At 60.0% G+C, this 20,188-nt stretch carries 16 protein-coding genes; 7 read left to right on the forward strand and 9 right to left on the reverse strand.

The window, feature by feature from the left end:
• The first annotated feature begins 193 nt into the window (after positions 1 to 193).
• A complete protein-coding gene (locus CORAM0001_RS03800) occupies positions 194 to 757 on the forward strand; it encodes a MarR family winged helix-turn-helix transcriptional regulator (protein WP_005510117.1) in 564 nt (187 codons plus the stop codon).
• A gap of 42 nt (positions 758 to 799) precedes the next feature.
• Positions 800 to 1,117, forward strand: a complete 318-nt coding sequence (locus CORAM0001_RS03805) for a hypothetical protein (RefSeq protein WP_208854627.1) — start codon at positions 800 to 802, stop codon at positions 1,115 to 1,117.
• Between the two features lie 39 nt (positions 1,118 to 1,156).
• On the opposite strand, the gene CORAM0001_RS03810 is transcribed toward CORAM0001_RS03805, so the two are convergent.
• Positions 1,157 to 1,660, reverse strand: coding sequence for an NUDIX hydrolase (locus CORAM0001_RS03810; RefSeq protein WP_005510247.1), 504 nt, complete (start codon positions 1,658 to 1,660; stop codon positions 1,157 to 1,159).
• A 135-nt stretch (positions 1,661 to 1,795) separates the two neighbouring features.
• Between CORAM0001_RS03810 and CORAM0001_RS03815 the strand changes: the two genes are divergently transcribed.
• From CORAM0001_RS03815 to CORAM0001_RS03830, 4 genes are all read left to right on the forward strand, one after another.
• Positions 1,796 to 3,454, forward strand: coding sequence for a hypothetical protein (locus CORAM0001_RS03815; RefSeq protein ID WP_005510110.1), 1,659 nt, complete (start codon positions 1,796 to 1,798; stop codon positions 3,452 to 3,454).
• Complete coding sequence (locus tag CORAM0001_RS03820) at positions 3,451 to 4,530, forward strand: glutamate ABC transporter substrate-binding protein (protein WP_005510235.1); 1,080 nt, start codon at positions 3,451 to 3,453, stop codon at positions 4,528 to 4,530. Before CORAM0001_RS03815 ends, CORAM0001_RS03820 begins: the two co-directional genes overlap by 4 nt.
• Positions 4,527 to 6,998, forward strand: a complete 2,472-nt coding sequence (locus CORAM0001_RS03825) for a serine/threonine protein kinase (RefSeq protein ID WP_005510134.1) — start codon at positions 4,527 to 4,529, stop codon at positions 6,996 to 6,998. The genes CORAM0001_RS03820 and CORAM0001_RS03825 overlap by 4 nt, the downstream gene beginning before the upstream one ends.
• Positions 6,999 to 7,111: 113 nt before the next feature.
• The gene (locus CORAM0001_RS03830) at positions 7,112 to 7,963 is read left to right on the forward strand and encodes a L,D-transpeptidase (protein ID WP_005510240.1); all 852 of its coding nucleotides are present in this window, start codon (positions 7,112 to 7,114) and stop codon (positions 7,961 to 7,963) included.
• A 239-nt stretch (positions 7,964 to 8,202) separates the two neighbouring features.
• Here CORAM0001_RS03830 and CORAM0001_RS03835 read toward each other — a convergent pair whose 3' ends face one another.
• Entirely contained in the window at positions 8,203 to 9,399 is a 1,197-nt protein-coding gene (locus tag CORAM0001_RS03835) for an acetate kinase (protein ID WP_005510264.1), read from the reverse strand.
• 5 nt (positions 9,400 to 9,404) lie between these two features.
• Positions 9,405 to 10,931 carry a phosphate acetyltransferase gene (pta, locus tag CORAM0001_RS03840; RefSeq protein ID WP_005510140.1) on the reverse strand — a complete coding sequence of 509 codons (1,527 nt, stop codon included), beginning with the start codon at positions 10,929 to 10,931 and terminating at the stop codon, positions 9,405 to 9,407.
• Between the two features lie 540 nt (positions 10,932 to 11,471).
• Here pta and CORAM0001_RS03845 point away from each other — a divergent pair.
• Entirely contained in the window at positions 11,472 to 12,860 is a 1,389-nt protein-coding gene (locus CORAM0001_RS03845) for an FAD-dependent oxidoreductase (RefSeq protein ID WP_005510178.1), read from the forward strand.
• A 31-nt stretch (positions 12,861 to 12,891) separates the two neighbouring features.
• On the opposite strand, the gene CORAM0001_RS03850 is transcribed toward CORAM0001_RS03845, so the two are convergent.
• From CORAM0001_RS03850 to CORAM0001_RS03875, 6 genes are all read right to left on the reverse strand, one after another.
• Complete coding sequence (locus CORAM0001_RS03850) at positions 12,892 to 13,662, reverse strand: sirohydrochlorin chelatase (RefSeq protein WP_005510096.1); 771 nt, start codon at positions 13,660 to 13,662, stop codon at positions 12,892 to 12,894.
• A gap of 55 nt (positions 13,663 to 13,717) precedes the next feature.
• Positions 13,718 to 15,019, reverse strand: a complete 1,302-nt coding sequence (locus CORAM0001_RS03855) for a sulfate adenylyltransferase subunit 1 (protein WP_005510207.1) — start codon at positions 15,017 to 15,019, stop codon at positions 13,718 to 13,720.
• Entirely contained in the window at positions 15,019 to 15,945 is a 927-nt protein-coding gene (cysD, locus tag CORAM0001_RS03860; protein ID WP_005510098.1) for a sulfate adenylyltransferase subunit CysD, read from the reverse strand. Before cysD ends, CORAM0001_RS03855 begins: the two co-directional genes overlap by 1 nt.
• Before the next feature lie 144 nt (positions 15,946 to 16,089).
• On the reverse strand, positions 16,090 to 16,854 hold the full coding sequence (locus CORAM0001_RS03865) for a phosphoadenylyl-sulfate reductase (protein ID WP_005510250.1): 765 nt from the start codon (positions 16,852 to 16,854) through the stop codon (positions 16,090 to 16,092).
• A 250-nt stretch (positions 16,855 to 17,104) separates the two neighbouring features.
• Entirely contained in the window at positions 17,105 to 18,811 is a 1,707-nt protein-coding gene (locus CORAM0001_RS03870) for a nitrite/sulfite reductase (protein ID WP_005510177.1), read from the reverse strand.
• A 143-nt stretch (positions 18,812 to 18,954) separates the two neighbouring features.
• Complete coding sequence (locus CORAM0001_RS03875) at positions 18,955 to 19,980, reverse strand: sulfite exporter TauE/SafE family protein (protein ID WP_005510077.1); 1,026 nt, start codon at positions 19,978 to 19,980, stop codon at positions 18,955 to 18,957.
• Positions 19,981 to 20,188: the final 208 nt, after the last annotated feature.

Raw genomic sequence — 20,188 nt, forward strand, 5'->3', positions numbered from 1 at the left:
CTGGGGCCGTCGTAAAGCGGAGTCCTTGCTGCCAGCCCCTAAAATCAGGGGCAGAAATGGGCGATAAAGCACCCGCACAAGACTTATGCGCCTAACTTTTTGTTCAATCTACAAATTTTCACCACAGAAAGTTATTTCGACGATATAAGGTGTTTATTCAGAACATCAATTCATTACGTCGGGAAGGAAGATCATGACTTCTGCACGCTCCCCTCAGCGCACCACCACCCCGGAGCCAGCGAGCGGCTTCCTCACCGCGGATGACTCGACTGAGTCCGATGAATCCCTGCGCGAAAGCGTGCAGAAGATTTCCATCGGCCTGTATGACTTCCTTGCGTCGACTCGCCGCCTCGGTGAGCGCCCGAATGCCAGGATGGACATTTCCCAGTCGGAAATGGAAGTACTGCACTTTATTTCGACCCACCCGGGCTGCGGCGTATCCGACATTGCGCGCCTGCGCTTCCTGCGCCCGTCCAACGTTTCGGCAACAGTTCGCCGTCTACTCGACAACGGGCTGATTGAACGCGAGAACAATGCAAAAGATCGCCGTGCACAGAACCTCTATGTCTCCAGCGATGGCGAGACCCTGTTGGAGCAGCTTATCGACCACTGGGGTGCGCTGGTGTACGAAATTGTGCGGACGATGTCGCAAAAGGACGTTCGTGCGCTAATTAAGGCACTGCCTTCGCTGCTGAAGCTGGCGGAGCACTCGGAAAGCTATGTTGAGGAGCACCAGCGTCGCCAGGAGCCGTTCTAAAAGCACGCCGCTAAGCCCTTCTTACTAGGTACGATGATGCTCATGGCTATTACTTTGAAGAAGGCAAAAGACGTAAAGACCGCTCCATTGGTGGCTACCGGCCTCATTGGCGGCTGGCTCACCGCTCGCGAAACAGGCATTCGCCCGCTCGGTGGCGTCATCTTGGGTGCCGCCGGCGCATACGCGGCACGCACCTGGAACGCAAAGACCGGCGCCCTGGGAGCCACTGGCCTGATTGCCGCCTACCTCGGCGCTTTCGGCCTCTCACACCCGCTGGCTAAGAAGATTGGCGCATGGCCGTCCGTCCTGACCGTCACCGCGCTGGCTGCTGGCGCAGCAGCAGTTGCCGACTCCAAGTAGTCAACGCAGGGGGTGCGCCGGTAGGTGCGAAGTCGACACCTAGTCAAGGGCCTCCAGCAGTTTCTCGAGGTGCGCGCGCACCCGGGGCCACGATTCCGCGAAAGGCGGCAGCAGATTGAGGCTGTCGACGTCGTCAAGCGGAATCCAGCGCAGCTCCAGGGACTCGTCGTTCGGATTTGTCTCCAGCTCTTCGGCAGCTAGTGCGTAGACCGTGTGGTACTTCCAGCCGCCGGCGAGCTCGGGGCGGTCTGGATCGGCCGGGAAGGGGCCGGTGGTGACCTGCGTGTCGAGGATGCGAAGCTGATGCTCAAGCAGCCCAGTTTCCTCAGCCGTTTCACGCAGCGCAGTCGCCTCAGGAGTCTCATGAGAATCACAAGCCCCACCAGGAACACCCCACGTTAGGGGGAACGATGTCCAGTCAGCCCGATACTGCATAAGCACAGTGCGCTGAGGGCTCACAATCAGCAGCCCTGCAGCTCCGAAGCGTCCCCAGCAGCGCGTACCGTTGGGGCCGGCTGCCCAACCATTTCCATCCTGAAGCATGTCTCCACCCTACGCCAGATACCCTTGTGTTTTCCGTCACAAGCCCGAGCGACTAAGATTTGCAGGGAACTAGCGTTGCTCTGAGCGGAGAGATTGTCGCAGGCGACTTCGGTCATGTCGGAAGGACACGTGCACATGGGTGAAACCACTTCAAGTGCGCCTCATTCCCGCGCCCACGACAAAAGCCGAAACCCATTCCACCGCAAGAATCGCGCTCCACGCCGAACTCGTTTCAGCGGTCGTACCACTCCCGGTGGCGAAAGCTTAGACACGCACACTGCGGCTCAGGCGGCAAAGGAATCGAAAGATACTCCCGCCGCCACCCCGGCTCCCGAGAGTGCGGCACCATCAACTGCTCTGGAAACTACAGAGTCCTCGGCTAATGCCCCAGCAACGGCCGCAACCCCAACAGCCCTAGCAGACTCTCCGCGCGATACAGACTTGCGCGTGGATGCCCTGGAAATTGGCCCGCGCAACCGGAGATTGACACGTTTTCTCGGTGAGCGCCTCTATGACAAGCTCGGCCCGTCTGCCACGTATGTGCGCCGGTCAGCATCATTTTTGATAACGTCGCCGGGCCGATTGACCATAGTCGCCCTCATCCTCATCGTCGCTATCCTGGCCGCCGGCCTATCCATGTGGCAAACGACCTCGCAACGCCAGCAGCAGCTCACCCGCATTTCGCAGCTGAGCGAGCCGATGGCCAATGCCTCGCAGAATCTCTATGCCTCGCTGACGATTGCCGACGCGTCGGCCAACACCGCTTTTTCCCGCGGCACGCTCAACAGCAGCCAGGACTTGGTCAGCAACTTCGACGATGTCATCGCACAAGCATCCATGTCCGCTACCCGCGCAGCTACGGGCATTGAAAACGTCGATGATCCAGAGATGAAAGATATCGCGACTGTACAGCGACTGTTGCCGGTCTACACCGGCATGGTCGAGACAGCTCGCGCGAATGCGCGTCAGGGCAATCCCGTCAGTGTCGCGTACCTCGCCTCTGCCTCAAACTTGATGCAGGTCCAGATTCTGCCAGCTGCAAAATCGCTCTACGAACGCACCAGTACCACCACTAATGAGGAGCAGCGCGAACTATCGAAGCCACCTCTTTTCCCGATGTCAGGCCTGGCAGCGGCAATTTTGATGCTGCTAATCACACAGTGGTGGCTGACTCGCCGCACCGGTCGACTATTCAACGTCGGCCTGTTTGGTGCAACCATGCTGATGGCCATCGCGCTTGTCGGCGTGGGAATTGCCACCACTCAACCGTGGCAGCCCAACTCTCTCTTCGGAGAGCAGCGCCCGGACGTTCATGCCCTAACCGAAGTGCGCATTGATGCCCAGCAGCTACGCGCCAGCGAAACTCTCGGCTTAGTGCGCCGTCAACCCGCGGATGCGGAGTCTTTCTCGCAGTCGGTGCGCACCCTGGTCGGCGAGCTGGAAAGAGTGGACGCCAACGCGCCGGACGACGATGTCAGAGCCGCCATCCACGGTATCTACAGCTGGGAGTCCGGCCACAACCTGATGATGGAGCACTTGGGTTCAGGCGACTACGCCGGTGCAGTTCGTATCGCGACCGATGTGGATAATGCTAGCTCGTCAGCGACCGCGTTCAACCAGGTCGATGAGTCGCTACAGAATTCCATCGCCGAGTCCCGCTTGACCGCCCGTGAGAACCTCGACCAATCCCGTCGCGCTATCGCGGCACTGTCCCTGGCCACGGTTACGCTGACCGTCATCGCGGCAGTCCTGGTCGTTTTCGGCTTCCGACACCGGCTTCTGGAGTACCTATGATCGTTCCGTTCTCCCCATCGCTCCGCAGTCTCGCCGGTTGGCGGCGCAGGGCTGTCCTCGGTGCACTCGCCGTCGCCGGCCTCACCGTCAGTGCCTGCGCGACCGATTCGCTTGCCGACGATCCCTACTCTCGCACAATCCTGGAGGCCACCGGCGACTTCCCCCTGCCACCGGGCGCGTTCTACGACAAAGCCTCCTCGAGGAAGCCTGCAGCAGAAGCCAACACGCCAGATTTGTCCACACTCGCCCCCGATGACAAAACGCCGGAAGAGCGAATCCCGGAGATTTACCAACGCGGTCGCATCATCGTTGGTGTTGACCAATCATTGAACCTGCTCAGCTTCCGCGACTTCAGCACCGGAGAGCTCTCGGGGTTTGAAGTATCCCTGGCACAGGAGATCGCCCGGGACATCTTTGACAATCCCGATGCTGTCGAGTTTCGGTTCGTCGACAGCAACGAACGCACCGCCGCACTTGAAGACGGCACCGTCGATGTCGTTTTGCGCACTATGACGGTCACCGATGCCCGGCGCGAAAGGGTGCTGTTCTCCGCACCGTATTTAACAGCACGAGCTGGAGTTCTAGTCTCTTCGCCGGGTGGCGATGCTTCCCCCGAGGACGTCGAGGACGGTCGCATCTGCGTTTCCCGGGGATCCACTACCGAGGATTTGATTAGACGGCTCTCGCCGAACAATACGCTGCTGTTAGTCGGTAACTGGTCGGATTGCCTCATTTCACTTCAAAACAGCCAGGCAGAGATCGTCGTTGCCGATGACACCATCCTCGCTGGTATCAACGACCAAGATCCGGCCACTGCTATTGTCCAGCGGGGCTTGAACGAGGAAAGCTACGCGGCCGGTGTCTCCAAGGGGAACCCAGGCCTAGTCCGCCAAATCAACGCGACCCTGGAGCGTATGGCGAGCGATGGCACCTGGCAGTCCCTCTACGACACCTGGTTCGGTCCCTTCCTGCCAAGCGGTGCACAGCCATCGCCGCAGTACGGCGACGACGAAGACATACTTGGAATCTCCCCCACACCGGAAGCTGCTCCAGAAGGCGAGGTGGATAACCGATGAGCGACGAAAACCAGTACTCCGAGCAAGCCCAGCAAGCCCAGCATCTCCAGTACACGCCAGAGCCCCAGGAGGATGCTCACGCAGAGGCAGAGGTCGAGGCAGCTGCCACTCAGGCCGTCGCCTTCGACCCATTCGCCGATGAAGACGACGAACAAGAGCCCGGCACTGCCGCTGTCGCCTTCGACCCTTTTGCGGACGATGATGACGATGACGAAGAGTTCGATATCGCCGAATTGTTGGGGCGTGGGGGCTCGTCGTCAAGCGTGACGACCCACCCCGGCACCCAGACACCAGATCCGTCGATGGCCTCGCACCGGAAAGCGTTGGAGGACTTCCGCCGGAGGCGATCGAATGCACATCGCGGGCGCACCGTCGCCGACGGCATGGTGCACCTGCCGTACATCACAACGCAGGATCCGCGCGATGCAGTAATGAGTGATGAGAAGATTCGGGCGACGAATAAGCCGGCGCCGAGCCTGAAAGCCGGCGATACCGTGGCGGATCAGTACGAGATTGTGGGGCCGATTGCCCACGGCGGTCTCGGCTGGATTTATCTGGCGATTGACCACAACGTCTCAGATCGCTGGGTCGTGCTCAAGGGCATGATGGCAGCGAAAAACGAGAAGGATTTCGCCGTAGTCCAGGCGGAACGCGAGTTCCTCGCGGAAATCTCGCATCCGGGAATTGTGAAGATCATCAACTTCATCGATGAGACGGACGCCAACAGCGCCACCGGCTTCATTGTGATGGAGTACGTCGGCGGCCCGTCATTACGCAAGCAGCGACGGAGCTACCCAGACGGCGTCATGCCCTGTGACCTGGCGATTGGCTACATCCTGGAGCTGCTCCCCGCGCTGGATTACCTGCACTCGCGCGGCGTTGTCTACAACGATTTGAAGCCGGACAACGTGCTGCTCAGCGAAGACCACGTCACGCTTATCGACGTTGGTGCGGTCACCGGTATCGGCGCCTACGGCCATATCTACGGCACGCCCGGTTTTCAAGCACCGGAGATTGCCACAACGGGACCGACGATTGCCAGTGATATCTACACAGTCGGCCGCACGCTGGCCTCGCTGATTTTGAAGTTGCCGGCGACCAACGGCGTCTACGATCCGGGGCTACCCTCACCTGTCGAAGAGCCTCTATTCCGCCGTTTCTACTCGCTCTACCGCTTTCTACTGCGCGCTTGCCACGAGAACCCGGAGGCTCGCTTCGGTTCTGCCGAAGAGATGAGTGTGCAGCTTATCGGCGTATTGCGCGAAATTCTGGCGGTGCGCGACGGCGTGCAGTTCCCGCAGGCGGTGTCGAATTTCTCGCCGCAGCGTTCCACGTACGGCACCAAGCACCTGGTGTTCCGCACCGACCAGCTTGTCGACGGCATCACCCGCGGCGTGGAAATCACTCCGCAAGAAGTGACCTTCGCGCTGCCTGTGCCACTGATTAACCCGACGGATCCGGGTGCGCGCATCTTGAGTGCCTCGTCGTTTACGGAGCCCAACGAGCTAATCGAAACACTGACCAATGCCCTGTCCGAACCCGAGTATGGCTCTTCGATGGAAATTCCGCTGGGCATCGTGCGTGCGAAACTGGATCTCGGATTAATTGATGAGGCCCGCGACAGCCTCTGCGATGTCTCTGAACGCTTGCAGCGCGATTGGCGTTATCACTGGTACGAAGGCGTGACTTATTTGCTTCTCGACCAATTCAACGATGCCCTCGCCTCGTTCCACCACGTGCTGACAATGCTCCCCGGCGAGCCCGCCCCGAAGTTGGCGCTGGCAGCGACTCTCGAGTTGATTCAACAGCGCTTGGGCATCGCCAACGCATCTCTCCTCGAGCCCGCTGTCGCCCGCGCCGCCGCGAACTTGAGCAGCGCGCTGGATAATGTCGCTGCCGATACGCCCGAAATCTTCTCCCCCGCCTGGGCCAGCGAGTCTCTGTCGCCTCAGACGATTCGCTTCAACACCCTGCGTCTCTACGCCGTCGTGTGGGCGGCAAACCCGACGACGGTATCCTCCGCCTTCGGGCTAGCTCGTCAACTGGCCTCCGAGCGCCAACACGAAATGGCTATCTCCCAGCTTGACCGCGTTCCTGGTAACTCCCGCCACCATCGCATGGCACGTTTGACGACGATCTTAATGCTCACCTCCGGGATGCCCTCCGAGCTGACCGAATCGAGAATTCGCCGTGCTGCGCGTCGGCTGGTGGAGCTACCGACGAATGAACCCCGCATGCCACAGCTGCGCATCGCCGTGATGGTGTCCGCGCTGAACTGGTTACGCAGCTCGAACCTCGACCATGCGGCTAGCTCCAATGGACTTTTCGATGCACCCTTTACCGTGGCCGGCCTGCGCGAAGGATTGGAAAAAGACTTACGGATGCTGGCACGCTCTTCGCAGTTTCCGCGACACCGCTACAACTTGGTGGATATCGCAAATCTCATCCGGCCACGGACTTGGCGTTAGCTCTCTAACAGCTCCTTACCGAACCTGGTCAAACATGCTGTTGTGGACGTGAGCGCCACCCCAGAATTGGTGAATTAAGAGAGAATTGCCTTTCGTGGTTTAAGATATCCTTCATGTTTGCCTCTTCGAAATCCTCTCTCCGCAGCGCTAAGCGCGTCATTATCAGCGCTGCAGCCCTCACCACCGCCTTTGGTATTGGGGTCGGCACTGCCGTTGCCCTGCCGGTTTCCCCAGATTTGCAGTCGCTCAGCCAGAGTGTTCGGGACCTCAAGCTGCCGGAGATCTCGACTCTGAATTCGGCCGACCTTGCTCCTGAGCTCTCTGAGGTACTGGATTCCTCTTCGGTGAAGCTGCCGGATTCGGTCGTCGCTCTGATTAATGAAAACTTCAAGTTCGCTGAAAACAACAAGCAGGTTGCGGACAAGGTCAAAACTCAGCTGCTGAACGCCATCGACAGCCTGCCGTTGCCAGCTGCGCAGAAGGCCGAAGCCACCCGCGTCGTCAACGAGGTTTTCGGTTTGCTGGGGGGCCAGGACGAGCCGTCGCAGCCTGAGCCGGCGCCTGCCCCCGCTCCACAGCCAGAGCAGAAGCCACGCCCTGAACCACGCCCAGAGCCAAACAACCCGTGCCCGCCGAGCGCCCGCGCATGCGTTGACCTGGCTAACCAGAAGACCTGGCTGCAGGAAAATGGCAACATCACCTACGGTCCGGTGCCAATGTCCTCCGGTATGCCGGGTTACGAAACCACCCGTGGCCACCTGAGCGTTACCCGCAAGGTCCGCGATGAGTGGTCGGTTCCTTACAACGGCCCGATGCCGTTCTCTGTGTACTTCACCAACGACGGCGAGGCCTTCCACGAGGGCTCTGTTAATCAGATGTCCCACGGCTGCATCCACCTGAACCACGATGATGCTGTGAAGTACTTCGATACCCTGCAGGTCGGCGACGGCGTCTACATCTGGTAGTTAGCTGCGCTGATGCGTTGAAACGATGACCGGGTGACTGAGCCTGTTGAGGCATAGGCGCAGTCTCCCCGGCGGTGAAAAATGAGCTCGCCCCACTAGGTTCTTCCAGTTTGGAAGGCAGTGGGAGCGAGCTCATTTTTGTTGAGTCACAGCTGCGGATTCAACAGGTGAGATATCCGGCAGCCATCGATTACGGGGTTACGGGGCCCTGCCTACTCGCCAGGGCCCCGTCCAAAAACCTACTCGACGAAGCTCATTGCGTAGCGGGCAATGGCCAGTTCCTCGTTGGTCGGCACCACGAAGACCTTGACCTTCGAGTCCTCCGCCGAAATCAGACGCGGGCCGTCATTCGGCTGGGAGTTGAGCTCGTCATCAATCTTGATACCGAAGTTCTCAAGCTCAGCCATAGAATCACGGCGGATACCGACATGGTTCTCACCGACACCTGCGGTGAAGGTGATGGCATCGAGGCGACCGAGAATCAGCATGTAGGAGCCAATGTAGCGACGCAGCTGGTGGACGTACATCTGGTATGCAGCCCAAGCATCCGGGTCGTGGTCATCCATGCGCTCCTGCAGGACTCGGAAGTCATTGACACCGGAGACACCCTTCAGACCGGACTGGCGGTTGCACAGATTGTCAATCTCGTCGATGCTCATGCCGTTGCGGTAGAGGTGGAAGATGACGCCCGGGTCAATGTCACCGGTACGGGTACCCATCATCAGACCAGCCAGCGGGGTCAGCCCCATCGAGGTATCCACCGCCTGGCCACCTCGGATAGCCGCACACGACGCACCATTACCCAGGTGCAGCGTAATCTGGTTGATTTCCTCTGCCGGCTTATTCAGAAGTTCCGGCACCTGCTTGGAAACAAACTCATGCGAGGTGCCGTGGAAGCCGTAACGACGGATATCAAACTTCGATGCGACCTCTGCATTGAGCGGGTACAGAGCAGCAGCTGGCGGCATGGTGTGGAAGAAACCAGTGTCGAAGACGGCGACGTGCGGCACGTCCGGAAGCAGCTTGCGAGACTCTTCAATGCCTACGATATTGGCCGGGTTGTGCAGCGGCGCCAGCGGAATAAGGTCACGGATCATGCCGACGATCTCGTCGGTAATCAGCTCCGGTCCAGAGAACAGGCGACCACCGTGAACGACGCGGTGACCGACGGCGGCAATATCCACCGACTCCGGACCAACACCGTGCTCATCCATCAGCTCGAACGCGCGGTCAAGGCCACTGGCGTGGTCAGCGATAGGCTCGGTGATTTCAATCTTCTGTCCGGAGAACTTCAGATTAATAATGCCGTCTTCTTCACCAATGCGCTCCACCAGACCGGAGACATACGGCGGCTGCGTTGAGTCCTTCTCCGGATCTACCAGCTGAAACTTGATAGAGGAGGAACCGGAGTTCAAAACAAGTACGTGACGGGACATAATAATTAGTTTCCTCCAGCCTGAATAGCGGTAATTGCAACCGTGTTGATGATGTCCGGCACCGTGGCGCCACGGGAAAGGTCGTTGACCGGCTTGTTCAAGCCCTGCAGAATCGGGCCGATTGCCAATGCACCACCACAGCGCTGGGCAATCTTGTAACCGATGTTACCGGCGTCCAGATCCGGGAACACGAAAACAGTTGCCTTACCCGCAACGGAGGAATCCGGCATCTTCTTCGCAGCCACAGACGGGTCAATAGCGGCGTCAAACTGCAGCGGACCATCGACAGCGAGGTCCGGAGCCAGCTCCTTGGCCTTGGCCAGACCCGCCTTCACACGGTCAACATCCTCACCTGTGCCGGATGCTCCAGTGGAGTAGCTCAGCATGGCGACGCGGGCGTCGATACCGAAGGAAGCTGCAGTCTCGGCGGATACTACCGCGATTTCACCCAGCTGTTCCGGAGCCGGCTTCGGCAGCACCGCACAGTCCGCAAAACCCCACAGCGAGTTGTCCATAACCATGAGGAACAGTGACGACACCGTGGAAGCCGACGGCTTGGTCTTAATGATTTGCAAGGACGGACGAATGGTGTGCGCAGTTGTGTGGGCTGCACCGGACACCATGCCGTCGACAAGCCCGTTGTGAATCATCATCGTCGCGAAGTAGGAGATGTCCTGCATCGTCTCACGGGCCTGCTCCAGCGTGACCCCCTTGGCCTTGCGCATCTCTGCGAACTGTTCCGCGAACCGCTCAACATATTCGGAGGTCTGCGGGTTCCAGAGATGGGCGGCGTCGATGTCAAAACCCAGTTCGGCGGCGCGTGCCTTCATCGCATCCGGGGCGCCGAGGATAGTGAGCTCACAGATGTCCTCGCGCAGGAGGTAATCAGCGACCTCAAGAATGCGGTCATCGTCCCCCTCCGGCAGCACAATGTGGCGCTTATCAGCCTTAGCGCGCTGCAACAGCCACCACTGGAAACGCTGTGGAGTCATCACTGCGGTGACCTCGCGGCTTACGACCTTGCGCAGCTCCTCGGCATCGTCAACGGCAACAACGGGAACGTCGAGCTCGAGAGTCCTAGCAACCTCGGCTGCCTCCTCCCCTGTGAGGACAACAGCGAGTACCTCGCTGTGACGCTGAGCTGCACTGCTGAGCGCCAAACGAACGCGAGCCTTCGCGGCCTCTGTGTGGCAGCCCTCGCCACCAGCGACAACGATGACACCGGCACCGGCGACAGTGGCAATGCGGAAGTCAAAATCGAGGTTGCCGGAGCCGGTCAGAACAGCCGCCCCCTCGTTAGCAGCGCGGTCAGCCTCAACAGCACTGACGATGGTGTCAAGCGCGGATTCCGGATCCACAACAACCTGATCCACGGTGGCGCCGTGCGCCCCACCGACAGTGTGGAGGCAACGTGCCCCACCCAGTGCCTCAGACAATGCCGTAATGACATCTTGCAGATCGTCTGCGCGGTCCACTGAAGTAATCAGGACTGCGGAGTTGTTGGTGGACGCTTGGGCGTTCTTATCGCTCACCGACGTTCCTTTCTCGCACTGCGCTTAATCGTTGACTTATTTAAACATTGACTTGGATCGAGCCATTGGACTGCCGGAGGCTCAAAATCATGCTGAGCTTCTAATCCCGCTGAGTCTAATCCTGCTGAGTCCCAAATCATTATTTTCATCTTATTGTGAGTCACCTTACATCTCACGGCGGACTCAAACCTCTTTGGTTACCCCTGGTAGCCACACTTTTCCCCACAGATTCCAACAATTTTCCCGCATAATCGCGGCTTTTATGCGGTTTTTCTAGTGAACTAGCCCAAATTCCCACACTGGACGTGACTAAGGTCACATTTAGTTTTGTATGCCTTCAAAAGCATCTCACCGATGATGTGATGCTCGCCTCTCGATTTTTCGTAAGTTATCGCTACGATTGGGGGCGCTACCATTGGGAATGTCGAATAAACCGATAGCTCACCAATAACTCCTTTCCCCACGAGGTCACTGCTGGCAGCTACTTACGCTGCGGCCTCGTGGCCGTCGTAAAGCATTAGAGAAAGAAGGACCCACTTCATGAATCGCCCGCTCCGCGTTGCCGTAATTGGCTCTGGCCCGGCCGGTGTTTATGCTTCCGATGCACTGATGAAATCCAGTACTGACGTTGAAGTCGATCTATTTGAAAAGATGCCGGCTCCATTCGGTCTAATCCGCTACGGCGTCGCCCCCGACCACCCACGCATCAAAGGCATCATTATGGCCTTGCACCGCGTGATGGAAAAGCCGGAGCTGCGCCTATTTTCCAACGTTGAGTTCGGCAAGGACATCACGCTCGACGAATTAAAGGAGCATTACGACGCCGTCATCTTCGCCACCGGTGCCGTCGGCGACCGCGCACTACCAACGCCGGGAGCGGACCTGCCAGAGCACTTCGGCGCAGGCGAATTCGTAGGCTTCTACGACGGCAACCCGCTCTTTGAGCGCACCTGGGATCTCTCGGCGGAGTCCGTGGCCGTCGTCGGCGTCGGCAACGTCGCGCTGGATGTCTCCCGAATCCTGGCGAAGACCGGCGAGGAACTGCACGTCACAGAGATACCCGACAATGTCTACGAGGTTCTGAAGACCAATAAGGCCAAGGAAGTCCACGTCTTTGGCCGCCGTGGCCCAGCACAGGCAAAGTTCACTCCGCTGGAGCTCAAGGAACTCGACTACTCACCGAACGTCGAGGTCGTTGTCGATCCGCGCGATATTGATTACGACTCCGCATCCGAGATTATGCGTCGCAACTCCAAGATCACCGACCAGGTCTGCACCATCCTGGAGAACTACGCCATCCGTGAGCCGAAGAACGCACCGCACAAGCTCTACATTCACTTCTTCGAGTCGCCAGTGGAAATCCTCAGCGAGGAGGGGGCCGACGGCCAGCAGCATGTGACAGGCTTGCGCACTCAGCGCATGGAATACGACGGTGCTGGCGGGCTGCGGCCGACCGGCGAAACCGCCGACTGGAAGGTCGGCGCTGTCTACTCCGCCGTGGGCTACCGCTCCGATGCGCTGCCGGGCATCCCGTTCGACAACGTGAAGAATGTCATTTCCAACCTCGGTGGTCGAGTCATCGAATCCGACAACACCGAGGATGAAGCAGCCGAGGCCATCACTGGCCTCTACACCACCGGTTGGGTTCGCCGCGGACCGGTCGGCCTGATTGGTAATACCAAGGGCGATGCCAACGAGGCCGTAGCCAATCTGCTGGCCGATACCGCAGAGGGAAAGAAATTCACCCCGTCGAAGCCGGAGCTGTCCGCTGTCAACGAACTGCTGGAGTCCAAGGGCATCGACTACCTGGACTGGGACGGCTGGCACAAGCTCGATGCTGCCGAACGCGCCGCCGGCGAGGCCGAGGGACGAGAACGCAAGAAGTACGTCGAGTGGGATGAGATGGTCACCCACTCCAAGGGCCAGTAACGGCCAGTAACTAGGGCGGAAAAAGCGCCGGCTACGCCACTACCTGCACGTCCACGTACGCGGCGCGCGAGTCCCAGCGGCAGCACACAATCGGCGCCAACAGCTCGGCCAATGGCTCACCAAAAGCCACCTGGCCGGCACCGGCGGCAGCGCCAGCATCGATGACTCGATCCCACAGTAGGCCCGGCGCGGTAAACAGCGGCACCACCACGAGTCCGCGACCGCGCTTGGCCGCGCGCTCCTGTGCCGCAGCCACAGCATCGGCTCCCTTGATTTTCTCAGGACCGACCACGAATGCCGCACTCACATGTCCCGGCAGCATCCCGTCGAGATTTGCCGCAAACTGGTGCACCGCCGCATTGGCACCCTCATCAGAGGAGCCGACCCCCATCACCAGCGCATCAACCGGCCAGGAAAAAGACGCATTTTCCGCCGCTTCGATGATTCGCTTTACGACGGCGCGCTTCGTGCCGTCGCCAAGCCCGAGTCCTTCAGCCACTGTGATGTCAATACCGTGACGATCGCAGAGTCGAACCTGCTCGGGAACGTCGACTCGCGAGTGGAACGCATCGGTGAACAGCAGCGGTACGGCCAGCGCCTGAGTCTCGCCGGCAGCGGCGAGCTCGGCACAGACGGTATCCAGCGAGGGCTCGTCGAGGTCCAGCCAGGCGAGGCGAATCTGAGAGGGCGCATCCAGGCGGGTGAGCGGCATCTTCTCGCGCACGAGCGCGACCACGTCTTCGAGCACCGGTTTGGTCTCGGGGTGCCGCGAACCGTGCGCAAGCAGAATCAGTGCGGTCATCGATGGTCTCCTCAGGCTCGGTAGCTGTGCTTTCTAGTTTCTCTACCTGGCAGCTCTACTGGGCAGCGCCACGCACGAGGCCTGCGGTGAGAGTGTCACCGGTGCCCGGCTCGATGAGCAGGAACGCACCGACACGACCACCGACGCGGTAGGCATCGACCGGCAGCGGCTGTGCGACCTCGATGGTGATCTCAGCGACGTCGTTGACTGCGAGCTGGTCAGCCACACCGGTGGGCTCACCGGTTTCGATGTCGATGAGCGCATCGACGGAGGCGATACGACCACGCACCAGCGCGGCACCGTAGCGCACCTCTACGACGCGACCGACTGCCAACGGCTTGTCCGCAAGGTGGACGGCCACGGCGGAGAAACGGCGCACGTCTTCCGGGCGGCTGCCGCTGATGAGGTCACCGCGGGCGAGGTCGAACTCGGCATCCAGGCTGATGGCCACCGACTGACCGGCTACGGCCTCAGTGACGTCCTCAGCTGCCACGGTGATCTTCGTGACCGTAGCCTGACGGTTGGCGTCTACGGAGACAACATCGCCCACACGCACGCTACCTGCGGCGATACGGCCGGCGTAACCGCGGTATTCAGTGGCGTGATCGCGAATGACGTAGTCGATGGGCAGGCGCAGGTCAGCCTCGGCATCGGTTTCCAGGTCGGCACCGATGTTGAGGTTTTCCAGCAGCTCCAGCACGGTCGGGCCCTCGTACCACGGGGTGTGCTCAGAAGAATCGACAATGTTGTCGCCGACCAGCGCCGATACCGGAACAACGAAGGTGTTCTGCAGACCCAGACGCTCTGCGAGCGCTGCCACATCCGACTCAATGGCGCGGAAGGCCTCTTCGCTGTAGTCCAGCAGGTCAATCTTGTTGACGGCAAAGATTACGTGGCGAACACCCAGCAGACCGGCCACCGTTGCGTGACGCTTGGTCTGCGTCACGACGCCGTTGCGCGCGTCGATAAGCAAAACGACGGCCTCGGCGGTGGACATACCAGTGACGGTATTTCGAGTGTACTGCTCGTGACCAGGGCAGTCAGCGAGGATGAACGAGCGAACGTCGGTGGCGAAGTAGCGGTAGGCGACGTCGATGGTGATGCCCTGCTCGCGCTCGGCTCGCAGACCATCGACCAGCAGCGACAGGTCAGGATTTTCCTGACCGCGCGCCTGCGAGGAGGCAACAACGGCCTCGTACTGGTCAGCGAGGATGTTCTTCGTGTCGTGCAGCAGGCGACCGACGAAGGTGGACTTACCGTCGTCGACGGAGCCAGCAGTGCACAGGCGAAGAGTGCGACGAGCACGAGTGGCGCGGTCGGCGGTAATCAGGGTAGCTGGGGAATTTGGCTGGCTCATCAGAAGTAACCTTCCTTCTTGCGGTCTTCCATGGAGGATTCGGACAACTTGTCATCTGCGCGGGTAGCGCCGCGCTCGGTGAGCTTGGATGTGCGAAGTTCCTCCATGACCTCCGCAATAGTGGTGGCAGTCGATTCGACAGCGCCGGTGCAGCTCATGTCACCGACAGTGCGGTAGCGGACAGTGCGAACCTCGAGGGTCTCGCCGTCGCGGGGTCCACCCCACTCGCCCGGTGCCAACCACATGCCGCCGCGGTTAAACACCTCACGCTCGTGGGCAAAGTAGATGGGTGGCAGTTCGATGTCACGGGCTTCGATGTAGGCCCAGACGTCGGCCTCGGTCCAGTTCGAGATCGGGAAAACGCGAACGTTCTCTCCGGCGGCGTGGCGACCGTTGTAGAGACCCCACAGCTCGGGGCGCTGACGGCGTGGATCCCAACCGCCGAAGGAGTCGCGGACGGAGAACACGCGCTCCTTGGCGCGGGCCTTCTCCTCATCGCGGCGGGCGCCACCGAGAACGGCATCGTAACCGCGGTTGGCAATGGTCTCCACCAGCGGCACGGTCTGCAGGGGGTTGCGGGTGCCGTCGGCACGCTCGGTGAGCACGCCGCTGTCGATCCAATCCTGAACCTTGGCTACGTGCAGCTTGATGCCCGGCTGAGCGGCAATCTTGTCGCGGAATTCAATAACTTCGGGGAAGTTGTGGCCGGTGTCAACGTGGAGCAGCTCCAGCGGGATACCCGCCGGTGCGAAGGCGCGCTTGACCAGCTCGAGCACGACGACGGAGTCTTTTCCGCCGGAGAAAAGTAGTGCCGGACGGTCGAACTGACCGGCGGTCTGGCGAATAATGTCGATGGCCTCGGCTTCCAGCTCGGCAAGCCGCGGGTCGAGGCGGTTTTGTACGGAAACGGTGGTTGAGCTAGTCATGGGGGTTCTTTCTGTTGGGGCTGTGTTGGCTGTTGTAACTGCGCTGTTTTAGCTGAAATCGGTTATCGGCGGGCGACTAGTGGCGGGCGGCTGGTAGCTGGCGGCTGGTAGCTGGTGGCATCATCCAGCCGCTAGCCGCTCGAACTAGAGGTGCAATCCGCACTCTGTCTTCTCACTGCCCGCCCAGCGGCCCGAGCGCGGATCCGCACCCTCTGCCACTCGCGCGGTGCATGTCGCGCAGCCAATTGACGGGAACCCCTGTTGCGTCAGCGGATGCACAATGAGGTCGTTGTCCTCGATGTACTGAGCAACATCCTCATCCGTCCAGGTGGCCAGCGGGTTGAGCTTGATGCGACCAGTCTTGTCGATCTCCAGTACCGGCGTGTGTGCGCGGGTCGGCGCGTCGACGCGCTTCAGACCTGTGACCCAGCCCTCGTAGGGGCGCTTCACGGCTGACAGCGGCTCGACCTTCCGCAGTGCGCAGCATCGCGTCGGGTCGGTCTTGTACAGATCAACGCCCTCCTCGGCGTCTTGCTCGGCGCGGGTGCGCTTCGGCTCAATCGACAGCAGTCGGTTGCTGTACCGCTGTGCGACCTGCTCTGCCACGTCGAGGGTCTCCGGGAAGTGGTAACCCGTATCTAGGAAAATCAGATCTGCCTCCGGCGCGTGCCGAGCAGCCAGTTCCGCCAATACCGTGTCCTGCATCGACAGGGTCACAGCCAGTGGCGTGTGCAGGTGCTCCGCACCCCATTCCAGTACTTCCCCAGCAGTGGCGGTCTCCAGCTTGGAGCCCCACTCCAGTGCGAGCTCAATCAGACGGCGAGCGGTTTCCGGGTTGTCCAGCACGTCCTCACGCGCGAGCGCCTCCTGAGTCTTAATGACCTCAGCGGTCTTCAGTCCCGTGCTCATGACGCCACCTTTCTATCGATATGTCCGTGCAGTTTCACTGTGAATACCCGGCAGCATTCGCGGCATTGCCAGGCGTAATCGGTTTCCACATCGGGCCACAGATCTTCACCGCCGCAGTAAGGGCAATGCATCACCGCACCCCGGTTCGGATTGGGGTGTGCGCTTCGGCCACCGATCCCCAGTCGCGCTGGTGTCTCGTCTTTTTCGCTTGCCGACGACCCCTGCGACCGAACCCCATTGGGAGATTCACTCACTTCAGGTCCTCCTCATCAGCGCGGACAATCCACTCGCGGAACTGTTCACCCTCGTGGCGCTGCTCCTTGTAGTGATTGACGACTCGCTCGATGTAGTCACCCAGTTCTGCCGAGGTGACCTTGTGTCCGCGAACCTTACGGCCGAAGTTGGCATCGAGCCCCAGCGAACCACCGAGGTGAACCTGGAAGCCCTCGACACGGTTACCCTCATCGTCGGTGACAATCTGCCCCTTGAGGCCAATGTCGGCAATCTGTGTGCGGGCGCAGGCATTCGGGCAGCCATTGAGCGCAATGGTGATTGGGACGTCGAGATCACCGAGACGTTCCTCCAAGTCGCCCACCAAATCAATTGCGCGCTGGCGCGTGGTGACAAGTGCGAGCTTGCAGAACTCCAGGCCGGTGCAGGCCAGGATGCCCCGTCGGAAAGCAGAAGGCTTGGCAGACAGGCCAATTTCGTCGAGTTCTGCGAGCAGGGAGTCGACCTGGTCATCGGCGACGTCGAGGAGAATGAGCTCCTTCATAACGGTGGTGCGGACGCGAGAAACACCGTGGCGCTCGGCGATGTCGGCAAGCTTGACCAGGTCAGACCCCGGAACACGGCCAACAGCGGGCTTAACACCGACGTAGTTGAGGCCATCGGCCTGCTTGTGCACGCCGATGTGGTCACGGTCGCCCTCGAAAGGCTCGGGCGCGGGGCCGTCGATAAGCTTGCGGTTGAGGTAGTCGTCTTCGAGTACCTGGCGGAACTTCTCCGCGCCCCACTCGGCAACAAGGAACTTCAGACGCGCGCGATTGCGCAGGCGACGGTAACCGTAGTCACGGAAGATGCGGCACACGCCCGCCCATACCTCGGGAACCTCGTCCTCTGGAATCCAGGCGCCGAGACGCTGGGCGAGCATCGGGTTGGTGGAAAGACCGCCACCGACCCAAACGTCAAAGCCGGGGCCGTGCTCTGGATGGTTGACACCGACGAAGGCAACGTCCTGGACCTCATGGGTGACATCGAGACGCGGGGAACCGGAAACTGCGGACTTAAACTTACGCGGCAGGTTGGAGAACTCGTCGCCGGAGAGGTACTCCTCCTTAATACGGCGAATAGCGTTGGTGCCGTCGACAATTTCATCGGCTGCAACACCGGCAACCGGGCTGCCTAGAATTACGCGGGGAACGTCGCCGCAGCCGAAGTTGGTGTCGAGACCAACCCGCTCAAGGCGGTCCCAGATCTCCGGCATATCCTCAACGCGAATCCAGTGCAGCTGGACGTTCTGACGGTCGGAGAAGTCCGCAGTGTCACGGGCGAAGTCGCGGGAAATCTCACCGATGGTGCGAATGCCCTCGGTGGTGGTCTGGCCACCATCGAGACGAACGCGGAGCATAAAGTACTTGTCCTGCAACTCGGCGTTGGTCTTCACACCGGTGTGCTCACCACTAAGACCCTGCTTGCGCTGGGTGTAAAGACCAATCCACTTAAAGCGCGGAGCTAGGTCCTCCGCGGGGATGGAGTCAAACCCCTGCTTGGAGTAGGTGTCGATAACGCGCTGTTTAACAGCAAAACCGGCATCTTCTTTCTTAATGCGCTCGTCGTCGTTAAGTGGCTCGCGGCCGTCGATAAGCCACTGCCCCTGTGGCTTCGGTGCGCGCTTCTTACGTCGGGTAGCCGCTGCGGAAGCCGGACGCTCGGCGGTTTTCGTAGGAGAGCTCATGGGGAATCTACCGAATCACTTTCGTTTTGTTCTCGTTGACCGAATTAGTTTCTAATTTTTATAGACCGTTTGGTCTACGTTGCATTGCAGGCAACATTAGACCGACCAGTCTGGCTAGTGCAAGCCGGGGCACGCTCGGACGCCTAGCTAACCCCCGCTTCGCCCACGTGGACACCGTTTTTCGCGCCCACCTTCACGCCCTCGGAAGCATCCTCAGCCCCAGCATCAACCGAAGCGGGCGATGGAGATCCAGAACTAGACACATCAGCCGAGGAAGACTGAGAAGTCGACTCAAGTTGGACCCGCTGACGCAGACCCGGAAGAGTGTCGTGCGAACGCGCCCACAGCACCAGCGCGATGACAACAAACGTCCACACAAGCAGCACCGTTGCCAGCACGCCACCAGAAACCAGCGGCGAAAACAGAGTGCGAATATTCAGCCCCACCAACACGCCGCCGATGGCAATTCCAAGCAGGCGCGGATTAATGCGCCCCACCAGGTACGCAGCCAAAGGTGCCGCAATCACGCCACCGCACAACAAACCAATTACCGGTGCGGCATGCTGGGTAAATTCCTCTCGCAGCTTGGGCAAAAAGCCCAGCACAGCAGCTAACGAGACGAGAAATTCCGCCGCAGAGACCGTACCGATAATCTTGCGCGGCTGGTCAGCCTCAGCGCCGAGCAAAGTTGAGGTGGTAACAGGCCCCCAACCACCGCCTCCAGTGGAATCAAGTAGGCCACCAAAGAGCCCCAGCGGAGCGAGCTTCTTCGCTCCCCAGGCCTTTTTCTTGCGCTTAGCATTGGACAAAAAGGCGAAGCGGATAATCACCCACAGACCGAGAAAAAGCAAGATTGTCGAGGTCACAGGCGTCGCGGCATCACCGTCGAGATTGGCCAAAAAGGTCGCACCAACAAAGGCACCGATAGCACCCGGAACACCAAGGCTCAGCACGCGTCGCCAGTCGACGTTGCCGAATCGCCAGTGCGAAATACCAGAGGCCAGTGTCGTGCCCACCTCCGCTACGTGAACCACCGCCGATGCGGTGGCAGCACTACTACCAGCGACAATAAACAGCGAAGTAGCGGTGACGCCGAACGCCATCCCCAGAGTGCCGTCGACTAATTGCGCGCCAAGGCCGATTAGCACGAAGACTATGAGTTTTTCCATAACAAGCCCTTCCCCGCTTACCCAACCAGAGCCTGCCGTTGCCACGACCGCCCACGACGAGCCCCTTTCAGAGCTCATTCAGCAGAAGCGATGCGCAGCAAAACCCTCTCAAGTCAAAGCAGTGATTCTTGCGGTGTTTTGTGTTTGCTTTTTGTAGACCAGTTTGTCTATATTCTGTTTCAGCAAGCATAGACCGATTGGTCTACGA

It is taken from the genome of Corynebacterium amycolatum SK46 (assembly GCF_000173655.1).
Taxonomy (GTDB): domain Bacteria; phylum Actinomycetota; class Actinomycetes; order Mycobacteriales; family Mycobacteriaceae; genus Corynebacterium; species Corynebacterium amycolatum_A.